The following is a 22,558-nucleotide window of genomic DNA, read 5'->3' as shown; positions in this document are numbered from 1 at the left end:
CGCCGTCGGCACCGGCGAGTCGGCCGACGCAGGACACCGGGGGTGGTGAGTCGGGCGATGGATGCTCAGTCGTGAGTGACCGCTGGGGCGTTGAACGAGATCCAGACGTCAGGAGGCAAGTCGGGCCGACCGGGTGTCGGTCTGCGTTCCTCGGTCCATGCATCGTCGGCGATCGCCGTGGCGGCGCGACGCCAGAAGTGCACCGCCGCTCTGCCGGCATCCTGAACGCGACCTCCCACGAGCCGGGGTGCATGGTCGCGATCTTCCGAACAGCGTGCAGCCCGACCCCTGTCCGCCGTGCCCCGCGCACCACGAAGAAGCTGTTCAGCACGCGCGTCGGGGTGGTCAAACCGCGGACGAACGCGAACCCGGAAGGCTGCCACCGCTGGTGAGGAGGTATGGCGCCCAGTCCGGCTCGGAGAAGGCCATATGGAGCCGGTCGCTGCGGAAGGTTCCCTCAGCGTTGGGCAGCAGGCCGTCGAACTCCGACAGGTCATGGCGGAACAGCAGCCACAACCGCTCCACTGCGGCACGGTCGGCGATGCCTGCGCGGCGAATGGATACGTCTGGCACGAGACTCCTTTGCAGAGGTGGTCAACCGGTGCGCTGCACATGCCCGGACCGGCGACACCGAGGCTCGGGGCTGACGCCCGTTCGATCATCGCTGGTCCCCGGGCAGGCGGCCCAGGGCATGAAAACAGCCTCCCCAGGCGGATGTTGTATCCGGGCCGGGAAGGCCGTGCTGCGGCGGCCGGGGCGGTTGATGCATCGTCCGGCGGTACACCGACACCCGGTCTGGAACTTCCAGGCGATCGCATCGATCACCTCACGGCGGTCTCGTCGCCGCCACCCCGCTTCGGCGTCCGGTCCGGGAGCGACAGCTCTGTCCGCGTCCGCGGCGCGTCAGTCAACGGCATACCCGACCCGACGGTCAGGTGATCCGAACGAGACGGCCTAACTGCCGGGCGGGAACGGCTGAGCCTGCTGTGGGGGCGTACCGGACGGAACCACACCCGACCGGAGCACCTGCTCCAGACCGCGCAGGGTCTGCTCGGCCTCCCGGCGCACCTGAGCGGGCACATCACCGCGTTCGGTGACGAGCCGGTCGTAGATCGGCGCCTCTTGCCACACAGCCAACCAGCCCTCTCCCCAGACAAGTTCCACCCCCGGTTCCGGAGGCGGCTGCCGAGCTTAGCCGGTCCCCGGCACGGTGCCGAAACCGGCCCGTGGAACCGCCGGTCCGACCGTCCGCCGAACCGGCCCGCCCTGCGCGCCGGGGCCGGCGCGGGCACCGGGTCAGCGGTGCCGGACCGCGAACGCCGCGGTCGAGGTGTCGTCCAGGTCCACGCAGCACCCGTAGCCCCAGTAGACGTAGTAGTGCGGCGTGGCGAGCCGCCGGCGGCACTCGACGCACTGCACCTGCTGGTGCGGGTTGGCGCGGATCACGGCGGTGTCCTTGAGTGCGAACACCGCCCGGGTGGCGTCGAGGCCGTGTTCCTCGATGCCCTGCTTGACGAACTCGAACGCCCCGTAGACGTGGCCAGAAGGGCACTTGATCCGGTTGGAGTAGGCGGACCCGCACGCCTCGGCCCCGAGTTCCGCCGTGATCCGCGCCATCTCCTCGTCGGACACCGGCTCCAGACCGAGCTGCTTCATCCGGTTGGGGGTCCAGTACCAGGCGTTCACGGCGTCGAACTGGGGCCGGGTCAGATAGAAGGTCGCCGTACGGCCGCTGCGCACGGTCTCCTTCACCGCGTCCACGACAGCGGTGTCGTCGGCCGCCATCACGGCTCTGCCGCCCTTGACGACCGACTCGATCCCGGCCAGTGAGGATGTGTCCACGGTGCATCCCTCCGCGGGACGGACAGGCCCGGGTGGCCTGTGGCAGGAGGCTTCCGCAGTGATGGTCCGTCCGGCGCGGCTGGACCGCAAAGCGTGGCGGGCGTTCGGGTGGACCGGCGAGGACGGCGGGACGCGGCGCGCGCGGTGCACATGGCGCGGGCGGTGGGGCGCTGGCGACAGCCGGGCGCGCCCTGCCTCGGGGCCGGGTCAGGTCGACCGCAGGTCGACGATCCGCTTGATCTTGCCGACGGATCGCTCCAGCGTCTCCGGATCGACCACCTCGACCGCGACGGACACTCCGACCCCCTCCTTGACCGCCGCCGCGATCCCCAGGGCCGCGGCCTCGCGCTGCTCCGGCGACACGCCCCCGCGCGCCTCGGCCCGGACGGTGAGCGCGTCCATCCGGCCGTCCCGTGTCAGGCGCAGCTGGAAGTGCGGGGCGACACCGGGTGTGCGGAGCACGATCTCCTCGATCTGGGTCGGGAAGAGGTTCACCCCACGCAGGATGATCATGTCGTCGCTGCGCCCGGTGACCTTCTCCATCCGCCGGAACACCCGTGCCGTTCCCGGCAGCAGCCGCGTCAGGTCCCGTGTCCGGTAGCGGATCACGGGCATGGCCTCCTTGGTGAGCGAGGTGAAGACCAGCTCGCCCTCCTCGCCGTCCGGAAGCACCTCGCCCGTGGAGGGGTCCACGACCTCCGGATAGAAGTGGTCCTCCCAGACGTGCAGACCGTCCTTGGTCTCCACGCACTCCTGGGCCACGCCCGGCCCCATCACCTCCGACAGCCCGTAGATGTCGACCGCGTCGATCGCGAACCGCTCCTCGATCTCCCGCCGCATCTCCTCGGTCCACGGCTCCGCGCCGAATATCCCCACCTTCAGCGAGGTTGAGCGCGGATCGACGCCCTGCCGCTCGAACTCGTCCAGCAGCGTCAGCATGTACGACGGGGTCACCATGATGATCTCGGGCCGGAAGTCCTGGATCAGCTGAACCTGCCGGGCCGTCATCCCGCCCGAGGCCGGGACGACCGTACAGCCGAGACGCTCCGCGCCGTAGTGCGCGCCGAGGCCGCCCGTGAACAGGCCGTAGCCGTACGCCACATGGACCTTGTGCCCCGGCCTGCCGCCGGCCGCGCGGATGGAGCGGGCCACCACGTCCGCCCAGGTGTCCAGGTCCCGGTCCGTGTAGCCGACCACCGTGGGCCGCCCGGTCGTGCCGCTGGAGGCGTGGATGCGGCGCACCCGTGACTCCTCCACGGCGAACATCCCGAACGGGTAGCTGTCGCGCAGATCCGCCTTGGTGGTGAAGGGGAAGCGGGCCAGGTCCGCCAGGGAGCGGCAGTCCTCGGGCCGCAGTCCGGCCTTGTCGAACGACTCCCGGTAGAAGCCGACGTTGTCGTACGCGTGGCGCAGGGTCGTCCCCAGCCGCTCGAGCTGCAGGGCCCGCAGCTCCCCGCGGCCGAGGCGCTCACCGGCGTCCAGCAGGTCCGCAGGCTCCGTCGGTTCCGTCCGATCCGTCATACGGATGACTCCCGTGTCACTCGCAAACCGGGCGACCGATCATTCGGTCGAGCTGTCCCGGATCAGTAATCCAGTCACCCGGGCCGGGCGTCAAGACGTCGGTGAGGCCCGGTCGGGTCCGCGGCCGGGCGGCGCACCGTGGGCCGCCCGATCCGTTGGCGGGATCGCCGCCGCCCGGAGAAGATCACCGTATGCCGACCTTCAGCGCCTACGACGGCACGGCGCTCGCCTACCACGCCGACGGCGAGGGCGAGCCGCTGGTCTGCCTGCCCGGCGGCCCGATGCGCGCCTCGGCGTACCTCGGTGACCTCGGCGGCCTGACGGCCCACCGCGGGCTCGTACGCCTCGATCTGCGCGGCACGGGCGACTCCGCGGTCCCCGGCGACGACGCGACGTACCGCTGCGACCGGCTCGTCGACGACGTCGATGCGCTCCGCGAGCACCTCGGACTCGACCGCGCCGATGTCCTCGCCCACTCGGCGGGCGGCAACCTCGCCCTGCTGTACGCGGCGGCGCACCCCGGACGGGTGCGCTCCCTGACCCTCGTCACCCCCGGCACGCGCGCCCTCGGCATCGAGGCCACCGCGGAGGACTGGCGCGGCGCGGTCGCGCTGCGCCGGGGCGAACCGTGGTTCGAGGCCGGCCGCTCGGCCTGGGAGGCGTTCCTCGGCGGGGCGGAGCTCGACGACCTCTGGCCGGACATCGTGCCCTTCATGTACGGCCGCTGGGACGCCGCCGCCCGGGAGCACGCCGCGGACGACGCGCACCAGACGAACCCGCACGCGCGCGGCTGCTACTACGCCCGAGGCGCGTTCGACCCGGGCGCCACACGGCAGGCGATGGCCGCACTGGAGGCGCCCGTCCTGGTACTCGCCGGCGAGTACGACGGCGGTCCCACACCTGCCAGGGCACGCGAGATCGCCGCGGTGTTCCCGCACGGCACGGCGGCCGTGCAGTCCGGCGCCGGCCACTATCCGTGGCTCGACGACCCCCGCGCCTTCCGCCGTACCGTCGCGGCCTTCCTGGAGGCGGACGGACGCCCGCCGTGAAGTTCTGCTGTCGGCCCGCTTAAGAAGATCTCGATGGACTGAACGCCCCGGGCTCGGCAGATTGGTGCGCATCACCGTCGGCCGGGTCGTCATGCCTGGTCAACCCCTCGCCACGCCTGGAGCCGCACCCATGAAGGCACTCGTCAAGCAGCACGCCGAGCCCGGGCTGTGGCTCATGGACGTTCCCGAGCCCGAGTACGGTCCCGGCGACGTGCTGATCAAGGTCCTGCGCACCGGCATCTGCGGAACCGACCTCCACATCCGCTCCTGGGACGGCTGGGCGCAGCAGACGATCTCCACGCCGCTCGTGGCCGGCCACGAGTTCGTCGGGGAGGTCGCCGCCGTCGGCACCGACGTCGAGGACGTGGCCGTCGGCGACCTGGTCAGCGGTGAGGGCCATCTGGTCTGTGGGAAGTGCCGCAACTGCCTCGCCGGCCGCCGCCACCTGTGCCGCAGCACGGTCGGGCTCGGCGTCGGCCGCGACGGCGCGTTCGCCGAGTACGTTTCCCTCCCCGCTTCGAACGTCTGGGTCCACCGCACCCGGGTCGACCTCGACGTCGCCGCGATCTTCGACCCGTTCGGCAACGCGGTGCACACCGCGCTGTCGTTCCCGCTCGTCGGCGAGGACGTCCTCATCACCGGCGCGGGCCCGATCGGCGTCATGGCGGCGGCCGTCGCCCGCCACGCAGGCGCCCGCAACGTCGTGATCACCGATGTCAGCGAGCCCCGCCTCGACCTGGCCCGCAAGGTGGGCGCCACGCTGGCGGTCAACGTCGCCGAGACCGGCATCGCCGAGGCGCAGCGCTCGCTGGGTCTGAAGGAGGGCTTCGACGTCGGTCTGGAGATGTCCGGCCGTCCCGAGGCCGTCCGCGACATGATCGACAACATGACGCACGGCGGCCGGATCGCGATGCTGGGCCTGCCCGCGCAGGAGTTCGCCGTCGACTGGTCGAAGATCGTCACCTCGATGATCACGATCAAGGGCATCTACGGCCGTGAGATGTTCGAGACCTGGTACGCGATGACGGTCCTGCTGGAGGGCGGGCTCGACCTCAGTCCCGTGATCACCGGCAGCTACGGCTACCAGGAGTTCGAGGCCGCCTTCGACGAGGCCGCCACCGCCCGCAGCGGCAAGATCATCCTCGACTGGACCGCCTGATCCCCGCCCCGGCGCCCGCGCCGGGCCGCAGGGCGTCCTCCGCCACTCGCCCGCAGCCACATCCCAAGGGAGCACCCGCATGTACGCCTCCGTGCGCGACGACCTCCGCGCCACCCTCGACGAGATCCGCGCCGCCGGCCTCCACAAGCCCGAGCGGGTCATCGGCACCCCCCAGTCGGCCTCGGTGGCCGTCACCGCCGGTGGTGCCCCCGGCGAGGTGCTGAACTTCTGCGCCAACAACTACCTCGGACTCGCCGACCACCCCGAGATCGTCGCCGCCGGCAAGGAGGCCCTCGACCGCTGGGGCTACGGCATGGCCTCCGTCCGCTTCATCTGCGGCACCCAGGAGGTCCACAAGGAGCTCGAGCGGCGCCTGTCCGCGTTCCTCGGCCAAGAGGACACGATCCTCTACTCCTCCTGCTTCGACGCGAACGGCGGTGTCTTCGAGACCCTCCTCGGCCCGGAGGACGCCGTCATCTCCGACGCCCTCAACCACGCCAGCATCATCGACGGGATCCGCCTGTCGAAGGCCGCCCGCTTCCGCTACGCCAACCGCGACATGGCCGAGCTGGAGGCCCGTCTCAAGGAGGCGGCCGACGGCGGCGCCCGTCGCAAGCTGATCGTCACCGACGGCGTGTTCTCCATGGACGGCTATGTGGCGCCGCTGAACGAGATCTGCGACCTGGCCGACCGGTACGACGCGATGGTCATGGTCGACGACTCGCACGCCGTCGGCTTCGTCGGCCCCGGTGGCCGCGGCACCCCCGAACTGCACGGGGTGATGGACCGTGTCGACATCGTCACCGGCACCCTCGGCAAGGCCCTCGGCGGTGCCTCCGGCGGTTACGTGGCGGCCCGCGCCGAGATCGTCGAACTGCTGCGCCAGCGCTCCCGCCCGTACCTGTTCTCCAACTCCCTCGCCCCGGTCATCGCCGCCGCGTCACTCAAGGTCCTGGACCTGCTGGAGTCCGCCGGCGACCTGCGCGGGAAGCTCGCCGCCAACACCGCGCTCTTCCGCCGCCGGATGACCGAGGAGGGCTTCGAGATCCTGCCCGGCGACCACGCGATCGCCCCCGTCATGATCGGTGACGCGGCCGAGGCCGGGCGCATGGCCGAGCTGCTGCTGGAGCGCGGCGTCTACGTGATCGGCTTCTCGTACCCGGTGGTCCCCATGGGCCAGGCCCGTATCCGGGTGCAGCTCTCCGCCGCGCACTCGACCGAGGACGTGGAGCGGGCGGTGGGGGCGTTCGTCGACGCCCGGGCGACAATGGCGGGGTGATCGACCCTCGCAGGCTGCGCATTCTGCGCGCCGTGGCGGACCACCGTACGGTGACCGCCGCGGCCGCGGCGCTGTATCTGACCCCGTCGGCCGTCTCCCAGCAGCTCGCCGCGCTGGAGCAGGAGACCGGCCACACCCTGCTCATCCGCAGCGGCCGGGGCGTGACGCTGACGGCGGCCGGCGAGATCCTGCTCGGCCACGCCCACGCCGTGCTCTCCCAGCTGGAGCGGGCGGAGGCGGAGCTCGCGGCGTACGCGGGCGGCGCGGCCGGCGAGGTGACCGTCGCCTCCTTCGCCACCGGGATCGCCGAGGTCCTCGCCCCGGCCATCGGACGGCTCGCCCAGGACCACCCCGGGATCCGGGTGCGCGTCCGTGACGCCGAGGGCGACGAGAGCCTGCCCATGGTCCTGGACGGGGAGGCCGACCTCGCCCTGGCCGTGGAGTACCGGGGTGCCCCGCGCGAGGACGACCGCCGCCTCGCGCGGGTTCCGCTCTACGCGGAGCCCTTCGACGCCGTGCTGCACTGCGGCCACCCGCTCGCGGACCGCGGCCGGGTGGAGCTCGCCGCCCTCGCGGACAGCGACTGGATCGGCCAGTACCCCGGCAACCCCTGCCATGACGTGATGCTCCTGGCCTGCGAACTCGCCGGATTCCAGCCGCGCCTCACCCACTCGTCGGACGACTTCCGGGCCGTGGTGGCCCTGGCCGGCGTGGGCGCCGGAGTGGCCCTCGTACCCCGCTCGGCCCTGCGCGGCATGGAGCTGAAGGACACCGTGGTCCTTCCCGTCGCCGGCCCGGCCGCCACCCGGCGCGTCTTCGCGGCGGTCCGGCGCGGCGCCGAGAGCCATCCGCTGCTCAGCCCGGTCCTGGAAGCCCTGGCGCGCGCGGCGGGGGGTCTCTCCACCGGCTGACCACCCGCCGGGCTTCCGCCGGGGCGGCGTCACCCCTGCCGGGCCGGCCCCTGCGGCCGGTACAGGAACGGCGTCGTCGTGCCCAGCGCGGTGAATCCCAGCCGCTCCAGGATCGGCCGGCTCGACGGCAGCGCGTCCACCTGGAGGAAGCGGTGGCCCCGTTCGGCCGCGAGGCGTGCGCGGAAGGCCACCGAGGCGCGGTACAGACCGCGGCCGCGCCACTGAGGCACCGTGCCTCCGCTCCACAGGCCGGCGAAGTCCCGGCCCGGGGCCAGCTCCAGCCGCGAGGTGCCCACCGGCTCCCCGTCCGCGGTCGCCACCACGGCCACCGTCGTCCGCCGCGCGGACGACAGCTGCGCCGGCAGGTGCTCCCGCAGCCAGGAGCCGTCCGCGCCGAACGCCCGCCCGTAACCGCGCACCGCGAGTTCGACCCCGGCCGCGTCCGTCACCTCGCGGAGCGCCACCCCCGCGGGGAGCGCCACCTCGAGACCCCGGAGGGCGCCGACCGGGGCGGCCATCAGCGTCTCGGCGGGCTCCCGCACGAACCCGGCGGCGAGCAGCCGGTCCGCCAGGTCGGCCGGCCGGTCGTGTCCGTACAGCTTCCACTCGAAGTCCCGCCCGAGGGAGCCGAAGTGGTGCACCTGCTCCGCGACGGCTCCGTCCGCCGTCGCTCCGTCCAGGTCCGACCAGAGGACCCCGTTCCAGCCGCCGTCGTCCCCGGCGGTCTGCCGGACGACCCCGCCCACGTGCTCGACCCGTGCACCGGGCCCGTCCGCCACCGCGCCCCGCCGCATCTGCCGGTCGTAGAGCGCGAGTACCGCCTCAGGCTGATCCATCCGGACAGTCGAGCACCGGGGTGCCGCGGCGGCAACGGAGTTTCACCGGGGCGCGGTGACCGTGCGGGCCGGGTTCAGGCGCCCTGCACCAGCCGGTCCACCGCGGCCGTGCCGGAGGCGTACGGCATCGCGTGCGCCGGGGAGGGGTGGGCGGCGTGCGTGGGCATCGGGCCGGGGTGCCGTGCGGCGGGCACCAGGTCCTGGCCCGGCACCAGGTCCTGGCCCGGCACCAGGTCGTGGCCCGGCACCAGGTCCTGGCCGGGCAGCGGGGCCGGGCCGGACGTGTGGGGCGTCCCGTACAGCGTCCGTTCCAGCCCCGCCACCAGCCGCTGGACGTCCGGCTGCGGCCGTACCACGAGCCGCAGGTACCTGCTGGAGCTGCCGATCTTGTTGCCGCACTCCCGCACCAGCACGCCGTGCTCCTCCAGCAGGCGGTCCCGCAGCAGCGCGCCGTCCGCCCCCTCCGGGAGCCGCACGTACACGAAGTTGCCCTGCGACGGGTACACCGTGAGTCCGGGCAGCCGGCTCAGCTGCCAGATCATCTCCTGGCGGTCGCGCTGCACCAGCCGCAGACTGTGCGTGTACTCCAGCCGGTACTCCTTCAGCATGAACACCACGGTCTCCGCGAAGGAGTTGAGGTTCCACTTGGGCAGGGCCGCCCGTACCCGGCCGGCGAGCCCCGGGTTGGCGACGAGATAGCCGAAGCGCACCCCGTGGAGCCCGAAGTTCTTGCCCAGGCTCCTCAGCACGATCGTGTTGGGCCGCAGCACCGCGTCGCCGACGACACTGGCGTCCGCCTCGGCGTCGGCGAACTCCAGGAACGACTCGTCCACGACGACCAGGTCCAGGTCCTGGAGCTGGTCGAGCAGAGCGAGGACGGCGTGCCGCGGCAGCAGACCGCCGTCCGGATTGTTCGGATTGCAGATGACGGCGGTACGGGAGCCGCGCGAGCGTACGAAGTCGACGAACGTCGCCGGATCGAGCACGAAACCGTGGGACTCGGGCAGCGGGAACATGTCCACGCGCTTGCCCGTCTCCATGGGCTGGTCCGTCCAGCGGCCGAACGTCGGCACCGGCACCGCCAGCGACTCGCGCACCAGCAGATGGTCGATCCAGGTGATCAGTTCGGTGGAGCCGTTGCCCATGGCCACGGTCTGCGGATTGAGTCCCAGCACGGAGCACAGCTCCGCGGTGATGGTGTCCGCTCCGCTTGGGTAGTAGGTGAGGATCTCCCGCAACCGGTCACCCAATTCCTCGAACATCTCGGGTGTCGGGAAGTACGGGTTGCAGGGGATGCAGAAGTCGGTGATCGGCTGCTGGTCACGGGTCGCCCGGCTCAGCGCGGCGTACGACGGGCTGTGCGCCGTGGACGTGCGGAAGAGCTCGGTGACGTTGCTGCCGGCTTCGGCCATGGGGGTCCTCCGGAGGTGGCTCGCTGCTCCCTGCCGGGGGAATACGTACGGGCGCGCGAACGTGCTCAACGCGAGTGGCCGATGCTGTTCCCGGGGCGGGCGGACGGGCGCCGCCGCCTCGGGCCGCCGGCGAGCACTCCCGCCCCGGCCACCTGGGCGGCGGGGCCCCTTGACCGTGGGCGGTTCGCCTCGCCGGGCCCGGCGGGGGTGTCCGGGCGGGGGCTCACTCGGTCCCGGTGCCGCCGGCCGCCGCGGCGACCGCCCGTGCCCAGCGGTAGTCCGCCTTGCCGCTCGGAGAGCGCTGGATGGCCGGGGCGAGGACCAGTTGCCGCGGGATCTTGTACCCCGCCAGCATGCTGCGGCAGTGCGCCTGCACGGACCCCAGGTCCAGCGCGGGCGCCCCCTCCCGCAGTTGTACGACCGCGGCCACGTGACTGCCCCACTTCGCGTCGGGAACCCCGGCCACCAGTGCGTCGTAGACGTCCGGATGGGCCTTCAGCGCCTGCTCGACCTCCTCCGGATAGACCTTCTCCCCACCGGTGTTGATGCACTGGGAGCCCCGCCCCAGCACGGTGACCACGCCCTGCTCGTCCACCGTTGCCATGTCGCCGAGCAGCACCCAGCGCTCGCCGCCCCGGCGGAAGAAGGTCTCGGCGGTCTTGGCCGGGTCGTTGTAGTAGCCGAGCGGCACATGGCCGCGCTGGGCGATCCGGCCCGGTTCGCCCACCGCGACCGGCTCGCAGGTCACCGGATCGACCACCTGCGTACGGTGGTTGACCCGCAGCCGGAACCCGTTCCCCGGACCCGAGTCCTCCGTGGCCGTCCCGTTGAAGCCGGACTCCGACGAGCCGAAGTTGTCCAGGAGCATCACATGCGGTGCCAGCGCCTTGAACTGCTTCCGGACCGTCTCGGACATGATCGCGCCGGAGGACGACACGCTGAACAGCGACGAGAGGTCCGTGCCCTGCAACGGGCCGTTCAGCGCGTCGACCAGTGGTCGCAGCATCGCGTCGCCCACCAGCGACACCGACGTCACCCGCTCCCGCTCGATCGTGCGCAGCACCTCCTCCGGCACGTACTTGCGGTGCAGCACCACCCGCTGGCCGAAGCCGAAGCCGATGAACGAGGTGAGCGTCGACGTGCCGTGCATCAGCGGGGGAGTGGGGAAGAAGGTGATGCCGGCGCCGCCCGCCGCGACGCGCTCCGCCAGTTCCTCCGGCCGCGTCACCGGGTCACCGGTCGGCGCCCCACCGCCGAGCCCGGCGAAGAAGAGGTCCTCCTGGCGCCACATCACCCCCTTGGGCATCCCGGTCGTGCCGCCCGTGTAGATGATGAACTGGTCGTCCGCCGAGCGCGCCCCGAAGCCGCGCTCCGGCGAGCCGGACGCCTCGGCGTCCGTGAACACGGCGCAGTCCAGGGCCGGCGCGTCAGGCTCCGGGGCGCCGACGCGCACGAGGTGCCGCAGCTTCTCCGTCCGCGGCAGGGCGGCCGCCACCCGCCCGGTGAACTCGGCGTCGAAGACGAGGGCCGCGAGATCGGCGTCGCGGTAGAGGTAGACGAGTTCCTCCTCGACATAGCGGTAGTTCACGTTGACGGGGACGACGCGCGCCTTGAGGCAGCCGAGGACCGTCTGCAGGTACTCGACGCCGTTGTAGAGGTGCAGGCCGAGGTGCTCCCCGGGCTTCAGTCCCGCGTCGGCGAGGTGGTGGGCGATCCGGTTGGCCGCCGCGTCGAGCTGCGCGTAGGTGAGTCGACGCTCGGCCCCCGTTCCCGGGTGGTCGAGGTAGAGGAGCGCCTCGCGGTCCGGCACCACGTCGACGACCGACTCGAACAGGTCGGCAAGGTTGTACTCCACCGTTCCTCCTGACCCCGGCCCGTACGGCGCAACCGCCTCGGAGCGGTCATTAGAGCGCCGCCGTCCACAACTGGGAAGGGCTACCGCAGAAGAAATCTGACTGACTGTCAGAAAACTATTGAACTGCTCCCCGGGCTCCTGCAACCTGTTCTAGGTCTTGAGACGGGAGGACGGCCATGACGGGTACGGAACACCTCACCGTGCTGCGCGAAGGCGCCACTCTGGTGCTCACGCTGAACAGACCGGAGGCCAGGAACGCACTGTCGCTGCCCATGCTGGTCGGGCTGTACGACGCCTGGCTGGAGGCCGACGCGGACGACGGCGTCCGCTCGGTCGTCCTGACCGGCGCGGGCGGCTCGTTCTGCGCCGGAATGGATCTCAAGGCCCTGGCCGGGAAGGGCATGGAGGGCGAGGAGTACCGCGACCGGCTCAGGGCCGACCCCGACCTCCACTGGAAGGCCATGCTCCGCCACCACCGCCCCCGCAAGCCGGTCGTCGCCGCGGTCGAGGGGCCCTGCGTCGCCGGGGGCACCGAGATCCTCCAGGGCACGGACATCCGGGTTGCCGCGCAGAGCGCCGTGTTCGGGCTGTTCGAAGTCCGTAGAGGACTCTTCCCCATCGGAGGCTCGACCGTGCGGCTCCAGCGTCAGATCCCGCGCACCCACGCCCTCGAGATGCTGCTCACCGGCCGCCCCTACAGCGCCGCCGAGGCGGAGCGCATCGGCCTCGTCGGCAGCGTCGTCCCCGACGGCACGGCGCTGGAGCGGGCCCTCGAGATCGCCGGGAGGATCAACGCCTGCGGTCCGCTCGCCGTGGAGGCGGTGAAGGCGTCCGTCTACGAGACGGCCGAGATGACGGAGGCCGAAGGGCTCGCGGCCGAACTGAGGCGCGGCTGGCCGGTCTTCGACACCGCCGACGCGAAGGAGGGCGCCCGCGCCTTCGCCGAGAAGCGCGACCCCGTGTACCGCCGGGCCTGACCGCCTGACCGCCTGACCGCCTGATTGCCCGTGCGCCTCGCCGCCCGCCCGACGGACCGTTCGGCGGCCCGAGCGCCGGATCCCGCCGCCTCGCGCCCGGGCAGCCGGACTCCGGGGCGGTCCGCACGGGAGCACCACGGCAACCCGGGGACCCGCAGGGCCCTCCGCACGCAACCGGCAGAAGGAGTCCCATGACCGCCACCCCCGCACCCCGGGTGCCCCCCGCACCGGAGGTGCTGCGCGCCCCGCTCACCGTCGAGTTTCCCTTCACCCGCTCCCTCGGCCCCGTGCAGTCCGCGTTCCTCACCGGACTGCGCGAGCGCACCGTGCTCGGTGTCAGGACCACCGGCGGCCGGATCCTCGTCCCGCCGGTGGAGTACGACCCCGAGAACGCCGAGGAGATACGCGAACTCGTCGAGGTCGGCACCGCCGGCACCGTCACCACCTGGGCCTGGAACCCGGAACCGCGCCGGGGTCAGCCCCTCGCCACCCCCTTCGCCTGGGTGCTGGTGAGGCTCGACGGCGCCGACACGGCCCTCCTCCACGCCCTCGACGCCCCCGGCCCCGACGCCGTGCGCACCGGAATGCGGGTCCGCGTCCGCTGGGCCGCCGAGCGTGCGGGAGCCATCACGGACATCGCCTGCTTCGAGCCGTGCGAGGACCGCGGCCAGGGGGTGCCGACCCCGGCGACGCCCGGGACCGAGGGGCGCGCCGCGACCCGACCCCGTCTCCACAGCGGGGAGTTCGACGACCCCGTCACCGGCATCGTCGTCCCGGCCCGGCTCGACTACACCTACACGCCCGGGCGTGCCCAGACCCGCTTCATCAACGCCCTCGCGGAGCGCCGCACCACCGGCGAGCGCTGCCCATCCTGCCGCAAGGTCTACGTACCGCCGAGGGGCGCCTGCCCGACGTGCGGCATCGCGACCTCCGAACAGGTCGAGGTCGGTCCCCGCGGCACCGTCACCACGTTCTGCATCGTCAACATCAAGGCGAAGAACCTCGACATCGACGTCCCGTACGTGTACGCGCACATCGCCCTCGACGGTGCCGGCCTCGCGCTCCACGGCCGCATCGGGGGCATTCCCTACGACCAGGTGCGCATGGGCCTGCGCGTCGAACCGGTGTGGACCGAGGACGGCCGGCACCCCGACCACTACCGGCCCACCGGCGAACCCGACGCGGACTACGACGCCTACAAGGAGCTGCTGTAGCCATGCGAGACGTCGCGATCGTCGCCTTCTCCCAGACCGACCACGTACGCGGCAGCGAGGAGCTCTCCGAGGTCGAGATGCTCATGCCCGTGCTCCACGACGTCCTCGGACGCACCGGGCTGCGCACCGGTGACATCGGCTTCACCTGCTCCGGTTCCTCCGACTACCTCGCCGGCCGGGCGTTCTCCTTCACGATGGCGCTCGACGGCGTGGGCGCCTGGCCGCCCATCGCCGAGTCGCACGTGGAGACGGACGGTGCCTGGGCGCTGTACGAGGCCTGGGTCGAACTCCTCACCGGCGAGGCGGACACGGCCCTCGTCTACTCCTGGGGCAAGTCCTCGCCCGGCTCCGTCCGCGACGTCCTCACCCGTCAGCTCGACCCCTACTACCTCGCCCCGCTCTGGCCCGACTCGGTGGCCCTCGCCGCCCTGCAGGCCCAGGCGCTCGTCGACGCGGGGGAGACGGACGAGCCGGCCCTGGCCGCGATCGCGGCACGCAGCAGGACAGACGCCGCGGACAATCCGCACGCCCAGCTCCGCGGGGCCCGCGGGCAGGGGGACTACGTCGTCCGGCCCCTGCGCACCGGCGACTGCCCACCCGTCGGCGACGGCGCGGCCGCGGTGGTCCTCGCCGCCGGGGACAGGGCACGGGAACTGTGTGACCGCCCCGCCTGGATCCGGGGCATGGACCACCGCATCGAACCGCACTCCCTCGGGGTGCGCGACCTCACCGACTCGCCCTCGACGCGGCTCGCAGCCGAAGGGGCCGGAGCCTTCGAGCGGCCCGTGGACACCGCCGAACTCCACGCCCCGTTCACCTCCCAGGAGGTCGTGCTGCGCAAGGCGCTGCGTCTCGGCGGCTCCGTGCGGATCAACGCCTCGGGCGGCGCCCTCGCGGCCAATCCCGTCATGGCAGCGGGCCTGATCCGCATCGGCGAGGCCGCCGCCGCCGTCCACCGGGGCGCCTCCGACCGCGCCCTCGCCCACGCCACCTCCGGCCCCTGCCTGCAGCAGAACCTGGTCGCCGTCCTCGAAGGAGAGCCGCATGCCCGCTGAGGAACCCGTGGCCGTCGTCGGCGTCGGCCAGACCAAGCACGTCGCGGCCCGCCGCGACGTGTCGATAGCCGGGCTCGTCCGTGAGGCCGCGCGGCGGGCGCTCGACGACGCAGGACTCGGCTGGGCCGACGTCGACGCCGTCGTCATCGGCAAGGCCCCCGACTTCTTCGAGGGCGTGATGATGCCGGAGCTGTACCTGGCCGACGCCCTCGGCGCCGTCGGCAAGCCGATGCTGCGCGTGCACACGGCGGGCTCGGTCGGCGGATCGACGGCGCTGGTCGCCGCCAACCTCGTGGCGGCCCGTGTCCACCGGACGGTCCTCACCCTCGCCTTCGAAAAACAGTCCGAATCGAACGCGATGTGGGGCCTGTCGCTGCCCGTCCCGTTCCAGCAGCCGCTCCTCGCCGGCGCGGGCGGGTTCTTCGCCCCGCACGTACGTGCGTACATGCGCCGCAGCGGCGCACCCCGGACCGTGGGCTCCCTGGTCGCGTACAAGGACCGCCGCAACGCGCTGAAGAACCCGTACGCCCACCTCCACGAGCACGGCATCACTCTGGAGAAGGTGCAGTCCTCGCCGATGCTCTGGGACCCGATCCGGTACTCGGAGACCTGCCCGTCCTCCGACGGCGCCTGTGCGATGGTCCTCACCGACCGGGCCGGAGCCGCCCGTTCGCCGCACCGCCCGGCCTGGGTGCACGGCGGTGCCATGCGCAGCGAACCGACGCTGTTCGCGGGAAAGGACTTCGTGTCCCCGCAGGCCGGCAAGGACTGCGCCGTCGACGTCTACCGGCAGGCGGGCATCACCGACCCTCGCCGCGAGATCGACGCCGTCGAGATGTACGTGCCCTTCTCCTGGTACGAGCCGATGTGGCTGGAGAACCTGGGCTTCGCGGCGGAGGGCGAGGGCTGGAAGCTCACCGAGTCCGGCGTCACGGAACTGGACGGCGACCTGCCGGTGAACCCGTCCGGCGGGGTGCTGTCCGCCAACCCCATCGGTGCTTCCGGGATGATCCGCTTCGCCGAGGCGGCCCTCCAGGTACGGGGCCGGGCGGGTGCGCACCAGGTGGAGGGTGCGCGGAAGGCCCTCGGCCACGCCTACGGCGGGGGCTCGCAGTTCTTCTCCATGTGGCTGGTGGGCGCCGAGCCTCCGGCGACCTGAAGTCCGTGCCCCGGTGGGTCCGGTCGCCCACCGGGGCACGACGACGGGCGGCAACTGCGCACACCGGGGCGGTGGGGCACACGGAGGCGGGCCCTGAGAGCGGCCCCGGCCGGCATTCCGGACGCAGCCGCGAGTCCTCCTGTGGCGGCCTGTCCGCGCCCGGCCCCGATCGCTACGCTGACCCCGGACGACGAACCGGGAGGAGTAGGGACGTGGCCGAGAGCATCACCACGGAGCAGCCGCTTTCGGGTTGGGACAAGCCGGAGCTCGACCTCAGTCGGGCGGACTGGCAGTCGGGGAGCCAGGGGGCGGGAGACGTCCAGATCGCCTTCGTCGAGGGCTTCATCGCGATGAGGAACGGCGGCCGTCCCGGCAGCCCGTCACTGATCTTCAGCCCGGCCGAGTGGCGCGCCTTCGTCATGAACGCCCGGCACGGGGAGTTCGACCTCACCTGACATGCCTCCGGCGGCGGCCCGTGTGCGAGGCGCGCCGGGCCGCCACCCTGGACGCCGACCTTCGAATGAAAGGCAAATGCTTCGAGAACCCTTGGATTCAAGCGCTCGGTTTGCGCTGGTGACGGTCGCATCGACGAGGAAGAGGAGAACCCGCCCGCACGGCCTAGGCTGACGATCATGAGCCCAGAACGTGACCTCGGCCGTCTGCTGACCGGCATGCGTCCCGAACCGAACCCCGGCCGCTATGTCTTCACCACCGTCACCGGTGCGCCGCCGCCCGGCCTCGCCCCCGTGGTCACCGTCGCCGAGGACGAGGGCCTGACCCTCGTCCTGCGCGAGGAGGAGGCCGACGCCGCAGGGCTGGCCCACGACTACGTCGCCGGCTGGATCACCCTGCGCGTGCACTCCGCGCTCGACGCCGTCGGGCTCACCGCCGCCGTCGCCACCGCCCTGGCCGACGCGGGCATCAGCTGCAACGTCGTCGCCGGCCACCACCACGACCACCTGTTCGTGCCGCACGAACGCGTGGACGAGTCGGTCACCCTCCTGCAGGAGCTGGCGGCACGCGCCGGCTGAGCCCGCGGGCCCCGGTGCGACCGGCCGTCCGCCCCGTTCCGGCGTGTCGCGCACGGGAGCGCCCGCTCGGCGGCACGGCCCGCGGGACACGTACCATGTCGGCATGTCCTTCCTCCGCCGCCGCAGCGCCTCCACTCCCGCGGGCCCGGACTTCGACGTCCTGGCCATGGACCCGGGGGACTGGCCCGGCAACCTCGGCGCCGGGCTGCTGCCCGCGCCCGACGGCAGCTGCCAGGGCGTCTTCCTGCGCTACGACCTGTTCGGAGGCCGGGGCCCCGCGATGATCATCGGCAATCTGCCGGAGGGCTCGCCCGCCCGCGAGGTCGCCGAAGGACAGGCCCCCTTCGAGGTCGCCCAGCTTCTCGCGGCACTGGAGAACGACGAGGACGTCACGGTCGTCGGCACCGAGGACGTCCCCGTGATGCAGGGTGACAACCTGCTGATCGTGCGCAGGATCAAGCTCTCCGACGGCCGGATCTCCTGCGTGCAGTTCGACCGCAGTGACAACGTCCTCGTCACCATCGCCAGCTGGGACCGGCCGATCACCGACGATCTGTACGCCCTCCTCAAGCCGCTGCCCGCGGAACTCTTCCAGCAGGGCTGATCCTCCGGGCACCGCCGCCGCGACCCGCGGCGGGGGCGGAGCCCGCCGGCGCCGGTGACGGTCTGGATCAGGTCATGCCCGCGCGCCCTCGTCCCCGCGGCCCACTCCTCCGCGCCGCCCGGCCCCCGTACGGTCCCACGCCCCCTGCCGCGGGACCGTACGACAGCCCGTCCACCCCGGTCCGTGCCGCCGCGCGGGACGTTCCCGAGCGGACACCAGCCTCCCGTCCACCCGGGTCAGAGCCGCACGGCACCCGCCGTCGAGCCGGGGTGCGATCCCGTGCCGGTGCCCACCGACGCCCCCGACCCCGCACCCGCCCGGAGCAGGTCGACGACTCTCGCCGCCGACATCCCCAGTGCCAGGGGACCGTCGAGGCACAACGCCGAGCCCGCGCCCGACCGCACGTCCTCCGCCCCGTAACGGCGCGCCTTCCGGTGCCAGTTCAGGATGCCCGCGAGCCAGTCCTCCAGTTCCCGCACATAGGCATCCAGCGCCGCCCTGCCCCGGGAGTCCAGCGCGAACCGCTCATGCAGCAGCGGGAGTTCGTTCTCCTTGATGTGCAGGAACTGGCTCAGCCGCGACCGCATCAGATCGTCCACGATCGCGACGGCGGCCCGATAGTCGCAGCCGAAGAAGTTCTGCACCACCAGGACGCCGTTGTGCAGCTCGCCCTCGACCTCGATCTCCTTCTGGTACGAGAAGAGGTCGTTGAGCAGGCAGGCGTAGTCCGACGCCGCGTTCTCCAGGCTCCGCATCGTCCCCGTGCCGTGGATCTCCGGCGGCAGCTCCCCCTCGTGCCGCAGCCGGCACAGCATCATCGTGAGGTCCGACCCGAAGGTGCTGCGCCGCATCTCCATGTAGTCCACGGGGTCGGGCACCCGGTGCTGCGCCTGGTTGTGCAGCTCCCACAGCCAGCTCTCCAGCATCACGTCCATCGCACGCCGCAGCCCAGCCCGCGCCTCGGGGCCCATCGGCCCCGCCGTCCGCGCCCAGAGGTCCGCGAGTGACCGCTCCATCGGGCTCTCCGCCACCGCCGCGCCCGACCCCGGGTCGTCAAGCGGCATACAGGCCGTCAGCCGGTCCGTGCACGCCTTCGCGCCGAGGAGATTGCGGGGGCGGCCGAACACCAGCGGGTAGTAGTCGTCCCCGTACGTGCCCCATGTCAGCCACTCCGTGCTGAGCTCCAGCTCCTCCGGTGTGGCGTCCGGGTCGAGGCCGGCCGCGCAGAGGGCGAAGTCGAAGCCGGTGAGCATCTCCTCGTCCCAGACGTCCCCGAGCAGCCCCATCCGCTTCGCCCAGGCGACCGACCTGGTCAGCGCCTCCTCATGGTGCGGGCTGAGCGTCAGGGGGAACGGGCAGTCGAACTCGGGCAGCAGCGACGGCCCCGTCGGCCGGTGCGGTACGTGCGTCAGTCCGCGCAGCCTGGACACCGCCGGCCGGCCGAACAGCGTCCTCACGTCCAGGGCCGACGTCCCGAGCACCCCGTCGAACAGCGAAGGCCCCGCCACCGCGCCCTTGTTCATGTAGCGGCTGGAACGCAGATGCCACTCGTGCCCGCCGGACTGCCAGTCCTGCAGGCCCTTGGTGTACGCGGCGACCGCCGCGCACTCCGCCGGGTCCAGCCCGGTCTCCACGCAGAGCGCCGGGACCTCGGTGAGCGCGGTGTTCTCGAACTGCTGCAGCCGTGACGTCAGCAGGTCGTTGACCGCATCGGCCGCCTCCTGCGTCGAGCAGCCGAGGAACGTCTCCAGCACCAGTACGCCGTTGCTGTTCTCGCCCTCGTCGCCGACCTCCCGCTCGTACGAGAACAGGTCGTTGCGCAGATGAACCGCGTCGGAGAACGCGTCCCTCAGCACCCGCATCGGCCGCGAGCCGGCGACCCGCTCGGGGACCTCGGCGCCCGCCGCGAACTCGACGAGCCCCGCCGACCACGGCGCACCGCCGACCTTGCGCCGCATCTCGACGTACTCGACCGGGTTGGCGATCCGGCCCTGGTTGATGTTGTGCAGCTCCCACAGCGACTCGTTGAGCAGGTGCTCCGTCGCCTCGGCGAACCGGGCCCGCCATGCCGCGGACATGCTCGGCACAGTCCGTGCCCACAGGTCGGCGAGTCCCGCCTCCACCTGGTTGGTCGGCTCCGGGACGCCCTGCTCCGGGTCCAGCGGCATGAACGCGGGGAGCCGGTCCAGATAGTCCTTGCCGCCCGCCGTGTCGCCCGTGCGCTTGTAGACCTCCAGGAAGTGGTCGTCGAAGAAGAACACCCACACGTACCAGTCGGTGACCAGCGAGAGCGCCTCCGCCGAGCAGTCCGGATGGGTGTAGGCGCACAACAGGGCGTAGTCGTGCGCCTCCAGGTCCTCGAGCTCCCAGACCCCCGACCCCTCCAGCATCCCCATGCGGTGCGCCCACTCACGGGTGTGCCGGCGTGCCGCGTCGACGTGCGGGTTGAGTCGGGCCGGATACGGTACGTAGAAATCCGGCAGTTCGAAGGGCTGTGCCATACGTGCCCGGCCTTTCGGTGAGCGTCCGCGCGCGGGCCGCGCGGACCGGTCGGCGTACGGGCGAGCCCTACCCGTCCCCTCTCCGGAGCACGCGGCCCCGATGATCACCCGTCCGGATGAACCGCTCGCGCGCCGCCCCGCCTACCGGCGCACGACCCGCACGTCGGAGGCCTTCACGAAGGCGACCCGATGCCCGAACTGGATCTCGTGGTACCGCTCGTCGCCGCGCACCACGGTGTGGTTCGACGTGTCGAACGTCGTCGCCCGGTAGTACTCGCCCGGAGTGCTGCCACCGGTCACGTACCTCTGTCCCGCGAGCAGTTTGTACGGCAGCGGCGTCACCGCCTGCACCGGTACGCCCGCCGGGTACGCCGACGCCTCCGGATAGGCGCGGCCGTAGACCGGTACCTCCGCCAGGCCCTCGCGTGGGGTGACGAGCACGGCTCGCGCGCCCACCGCGGTCGGCCGGGTACGCGGGTTGTGGAACCAGGCCTTCTGGCCCAGGTACCAGATGCCAGTCCAGTCACCGCGGCGCTCCGCGACCGCGTACTGCTGCCCCGTCGTGGCCCGCGCGCCGGTGTCGTTGACACCCGTCGTCGACTCGCCGCCGCCCGGCCGCAGTCCGATGTCCCTGACCAGCGGCGCCGAGGCGTCCGGCGCGGTGTGCAGCCGGACCGCACCCGAACCGTGCGGAGCGCAGGTGTCGCCCGCCTTCACACAGCCCGTGTACACCGGCTGGTTCCGGTCGTAGTCGGGGCGGATGGTCACCGCGGACGCGCCCGGACCGGCGGTCGGTACGAACGGCCGTCCCAGCAGCGTGAAGTAGTGCGCCCAGTCCCAGAACGGCCCCGGGTCGGTGTGCATGCCCGGGATGGTCGAGGGCAGCGTGCCCGGCACGTTGTCGTGCCCGATGATGTGCTGCCGGTCCAGCGGGATGCCGTACTTCTTGGCGAGATGGCGCACCAGCCGGGCGGAGCTGCGGTACATCGCCTCCGTGTACCAGGCGTCGGGACTGATGAGGAAGCCCTCGTGCTCCAGCCCGACCGACTTGGCGTTGACGTACCAGTTGCCGGCGTGCCAGCCGACGTCCTCCAGCCGCAGATGCTGGGCGACATGACCGTCCGACGACCGCAGCGAGTACTGCCAGGACACGTACTCCGGGTCCTGGACCAGCCGGAGGGTGGTGTCCCAGGTCGCCTCGGTGTCATGGATGACGATGTACTCGACCGACTGCGACGCGGGCCGGTCCGCCTTGTCGTGGTTGCCGTAGTCGCCCTCGCCGAACTGCTCGTAGGGAGCGGGGATCCACTCGCACGCCACGGTCACCGGACACTCGGTGAGCGTCCGGTCCGCGGTGCGCAGCCCCAGGCGGGCCAGGCCCGACCTGTCGGGACGCAGCCCCTCGTCGGCCGGCAGGGACACCCGCTGGCCGCTGTCCGTGGTCCGCCGCAGGCCCGTGCGGATGACGTCGAACACGTCGTCGGCGTACGTCCTCGCGGTGGCCGTGTCGTCGGCGCCCGAGAACCGGGCGACCGCCGCGTACCAGTCCGCCGCACCGCCGCCGGGCGCCCGGCCCAGCCTCCGCTGGGCGTCGGCGAGCAGCGCCGCTCCGCCCCGGACGTTCGCGGCCGTGTTCGTGCGCAGCTGCTCGGCGGGGACACCGGTGAGGTCCGCGGCCCGCTCCAGGGTCCGCAGCCGGGCCGGCAGCGCTGCGCGCTCCGCGAGCGTGGCGCCGTCGCCCGTGCGGGGAGCGCGGGCCGCGTCGCCACGGGCGTCCTCCACGCCGTGCCCATGGTGGGGGGCCTCGGCCAGGGCCGTCGCGGCGTCGGTGAGGTGCATCGGCCCGTAACCGCCCGTGACGCTCGGGGCGCCGCCGTGCCCGTCCCAGCGCGACTGGAGGTAGGAGACGCCGAGCAGCACGCTCTGCGGCACCCGGTACTCGGCGGCGGCGTCGGCGAAGGCCCGCTGGAGTGCGTCGGACGGCGCGGCCGGCTCCGCGACGGCGGACGGAGCGGCCGAGGCCAGGGTCAGCAGCAGCGCCGCGACCACCGCCCCCCGTCTGCGAGCATGTCTCGGTCGTGCCGGGGCGGATGCCTGCAATGCAGCCTCCAGTGACGGATGGTGCGCGAGGGACCCGTACAGGGGTAGCGGCT

General features: G+C 72.5%; 19 protein-coding genes and 1 pseudogene. 11 read left to right on the top strand and 9 right to left on the bottom strand.

Annotated elements, in window-relative coordinates; translation table 11 throughout:
- Window positions 1-65: 65 nt before the first annotated feature.
- The 4 genes and pseudogenes from QMZ92_RS19465 to paaK all read right to left on the bottom strand — a co-directional run bounded on the left by QMZ92_RS19465 (window position 66) and on the right by paaK (window position 3,363).
- Window positions 66-573, bottom strand: a pseudogene (locus QMZ92_RS19465) (GNAT family N-acetyltransferase).
- Between the two features lie 381 nt (window positions 574-954).
- Entirely contained in the window at window positions 955-1,137 is a 183-nt protein-coding gene (locus QMZ92_RS19460) for a hypothetical protein (RefSeq protein ID WP_283298660.1), read from the bottom strand.
- Between the two features lie 159 nt (window positions 1,138-1,296).
- On the bottom strand, window positions 1,297-1,842 hold the full coding sequence (locus QMZ92_RS19455; protein ID WP_283298644.1) for a hypothetical protein: 546 nt from the start codon (window positions 1,840-1,842) through the stop codon (window positions 1,297-1,299).
- 207 nt (window positions 1,843-2,049) lie between these two features.
- Window positions 2,050-3,363, bottom strand: a complete 1,314-nt coding sequence (gene paaK / locus QMZ92_RS19450; protein WP_283298643.1) for a phenylacetate--CoA ligase PaaK — start codon at window positions 3,361-3,363, stop codon at window positions 2,050-2,052.
- A gap of 191 nt (window positions 3,364-3,554) precedes the next feature.
- Here paaK and QMZ92_RS19445 point away from each other — a divergent pair, with 191 nt between their 5' ends.
- From QMZ92_RS19445 to QMZ92_RS19430, 4 genes are all read left to right on the top strand, one after another.
- A complete protein-coding gene (locus QMZ92_RS19445; RefSeq protein ID WP_283298642.1) occupies window positions 3,555-4,412 on the top strand; it encodes an alpha/beta fold hydrolase in 858 nt (285 codons plus the stop codon).
- Window positions 4,413-4,542: 130 nt separating this feature from the next.
- A complete protein-coding gene (tdh, locus tag QMZ92_RS19440; protein ID WP_283298641.1) occupies window positions 4,543-5,571 on the top strand; it encodes an L-threonine 3-dehydrogenase in 1,029 nt (342 codons plus the stop codon).
- A gap of 79 nt (window positions 5,572-5,650) precedes the next feature.
- Window positions 5,651-6,850, top strand: a complete 1,200-nt coding sequence (locus QMZ92_RS19435; protein ID WP_283298640.1) for a glycine C-acetyltransferase — start codon at window positions 5,651-5,653, stop codon at window positions 6,848-6,850.
- Window positions 6,847-7,761, top strand: coding sequence for a LysR family transcriptional regulator (locus QMZ92_RS19430; RefSeq protein WP_283298639.1), 915 nt, complete (start codon window positions 6,847-6,849; stop codon window positions 7,759-7,761). The genes QMZ92_RS19435 and QMZ92_RS19430 overlap by 4 nt, the downstream gene beginning before the upstream one ends.
- Window positions 7,762-7,790: 29 nt before the next feature.
- On the opposite strand, the gene QMZ92_RS19425 is transcribed toward QMZ92_RS19430, so the two are convergent.
- The 3 genes from QMZ92_RS19425 to QMZ92_RS19415 all read right to left on the bottom strand — a co-directional run bounded on the left by QMZ92_RS19425 (window position 7,791) and on the right by QMZ92_RS19415 (window position 11,864).
- Window positions 7,791-8,597 carry a GNAT family N-acetyltransferase gene (locus tag QMZ92_RS19425; RefSeq protein ID WP_283298638.1) on the bottom strand — a complete coding sequence of 269 codons (807 nt, stop codon included), beginning with the start codon at window positions 8,595-8,597 and terminating at the stop codon, window positions 7,791-7,793.
- A gap of 74 nt (window positions 8,598-8,671) precedes the next feature.
- Window positions 8,672-10,009: a pyridoxal phosphate-dependent aminotransferase gene (locus tag QMZ92_RS19420; protein ID WP_283298637.1), complete on the bottom strand. Its 1,338-nt coding sequence runs from the start codon at window positions 10,007-10,009 to the stop codon at window positions 8,672-8,674.
- 223 nt (window positions 10,010-10,232) lie between these two features.
- The gene (locus tag QMZ92_RS19415) at window positions 10,233-11,864 is read right to left on the bottom strand and encodes an acyl-CoA synthetase (RefSeq protein ID WP_283298636.1); all 1,632 of its coding nucleotides are present in this window, start codon (window positions 11,862-11,864) and stop codon (window positions 10,233-10,235) included.
- Between the two features lie 176 nt (window positions 11,865-12,040).
- On the opposite strand from QMZ92_RS19415, the gene QMZ92_RS19410 reads away from it, so the two are divergent.
- From QMZ92_RS19410 to QMZ92_RS19380, 7 genes are all read left to right on the top strand, one after another.
- Window positions 12,041-12,841, top strand: coding sequence for a crotonase/enoyl-CoA hydratase family protein (locus QMZ92_RS19410; RefSeq protein ID WP_283298635.1), 801 nt, complete (start codon window positions 12,041-12,043; stop codon window positions 12,839-12,841).
- 191 nt (window positions 12,842-13,032) lie between these two features.
- The gene (locus QMZ92_RS19405) at window positions 13,033-14,055 is read left to right on the top strand and encodes a Zn-ribbon domain-containing OB-fold protein (RefSeq protein WP_283298634.1); all 1,023 of its coding nucleotides are present in this window, start codon (window positions 13,033-13,035) and stop codon (window positions 14,053-14,055) included.
- Window positions 14,056-14,057: 2 nt separating this feature from the next.
- Window positions 14,058-15,110, top strand: coding sequence for a thiolase family protein (locus QMZ92_RS19400; protein WP_283298633.1), 1,053 nt, complete (start codon window positions 14,058-14,060; stop codon window positions 15,108-15,110).
- Window positions 15,100-16,269, top strand: a complete 1,170-nt coding sequence (locus QMZ92_RS19395; protein WP_283298632.1) for a thiolase family protein — start codon at window positions 15,100-15,102, stop codon at window positions 16,267-16,269. The genes QMZ92_RS19400 and QMZ92_RS19395 overlap by 11 nt, the downstream gene beginning before the upstream one ends.
- A gap of 212 nt (window positions 16,270-16,481) precedes the next feature.
- Entirely contained in the window at window positions 16,482-16,724 is a 243-nt protein-coding gene (locus tag QMZ92_RS19390) for a DUF397 domain-containing protein (RefSeq protein WP_283298631.1), read from the top strand.
- 177 nt (window positions 16,725-16,901) lie between these two features.
- The gene (locus tag QMZ92_RS19385; RefSeq protein ID WP_283298630.1) at window positions 16,902-17,300 is read left to right on the top strand and encodes an ACT domain-containing protein; all 399 of its coding nucleotides are present in this window, start codon (window positions 16,902-16,904) and stop codon (window positions 17,298-17,300) included.
- Between the two features lie 103 nt (window positions 17,301-17,403).
- Window positions 17,404-17,904, top strand: coding sequence for a hypothetical protein (locus QMZ92_RS19380; RefSeq protein ID WP_283298629.1), 501 nt, complete (start codon window positions 17,404-17,406; stop codon window positions 17,902-17,904).
- Window positions 17,905-18,140: 236 nt separating this feature from the next.
- Here the strand turns inward: QMZ92_RS19380 and QMZ92_RS19375 are convergent, their stop codons facing one another.
- Both QMZ92_RS19375 and QMZ92_RS19370 read right to left on the bottom strand, forming a co-directional pair.
- Window positions 18,141-20,405, bottom strand: a complete 2,265-nt coding sequence (locus QMZ92_RS19375) for a terpene synthase family protein (protein ID WP_283298628.1) — start codon at window positions 20,403-20,405, stop codon at window positions 18,141-18,143.
- 141 nt (window positions 20,406-20,546) lie between these two features.
- The gene (locus tag QMZ92_RS19370) at window positions 20,547-22,454 is read right to left on the bottom strand and encodes an N-acetylmuramoyl-L-alanine amidase (RefSeq protein WP_283298627.1); all 1,908 of its coding nucleotides are present in this window, start codon (window positions 22,452-22,454) and stop codon (window positions 20,547-20,549) included.
- Window positions 22,455-22,558: the final 104 nt, after the last annotated feature.

The sequence above is a fragment of the Streptomyces sp. HNM0645 genome, from assembly GCF_030056615.1.
Classification (GTDB): Bacteria; Actinomycetota; Actinomycetes; order Streptomycetales; family Streptomycetaceae; genus Streptomyces; species Streptomyces marianii.
This window is presented reverse-complemented; position numbering and strand designations above follow the sequence as displayed.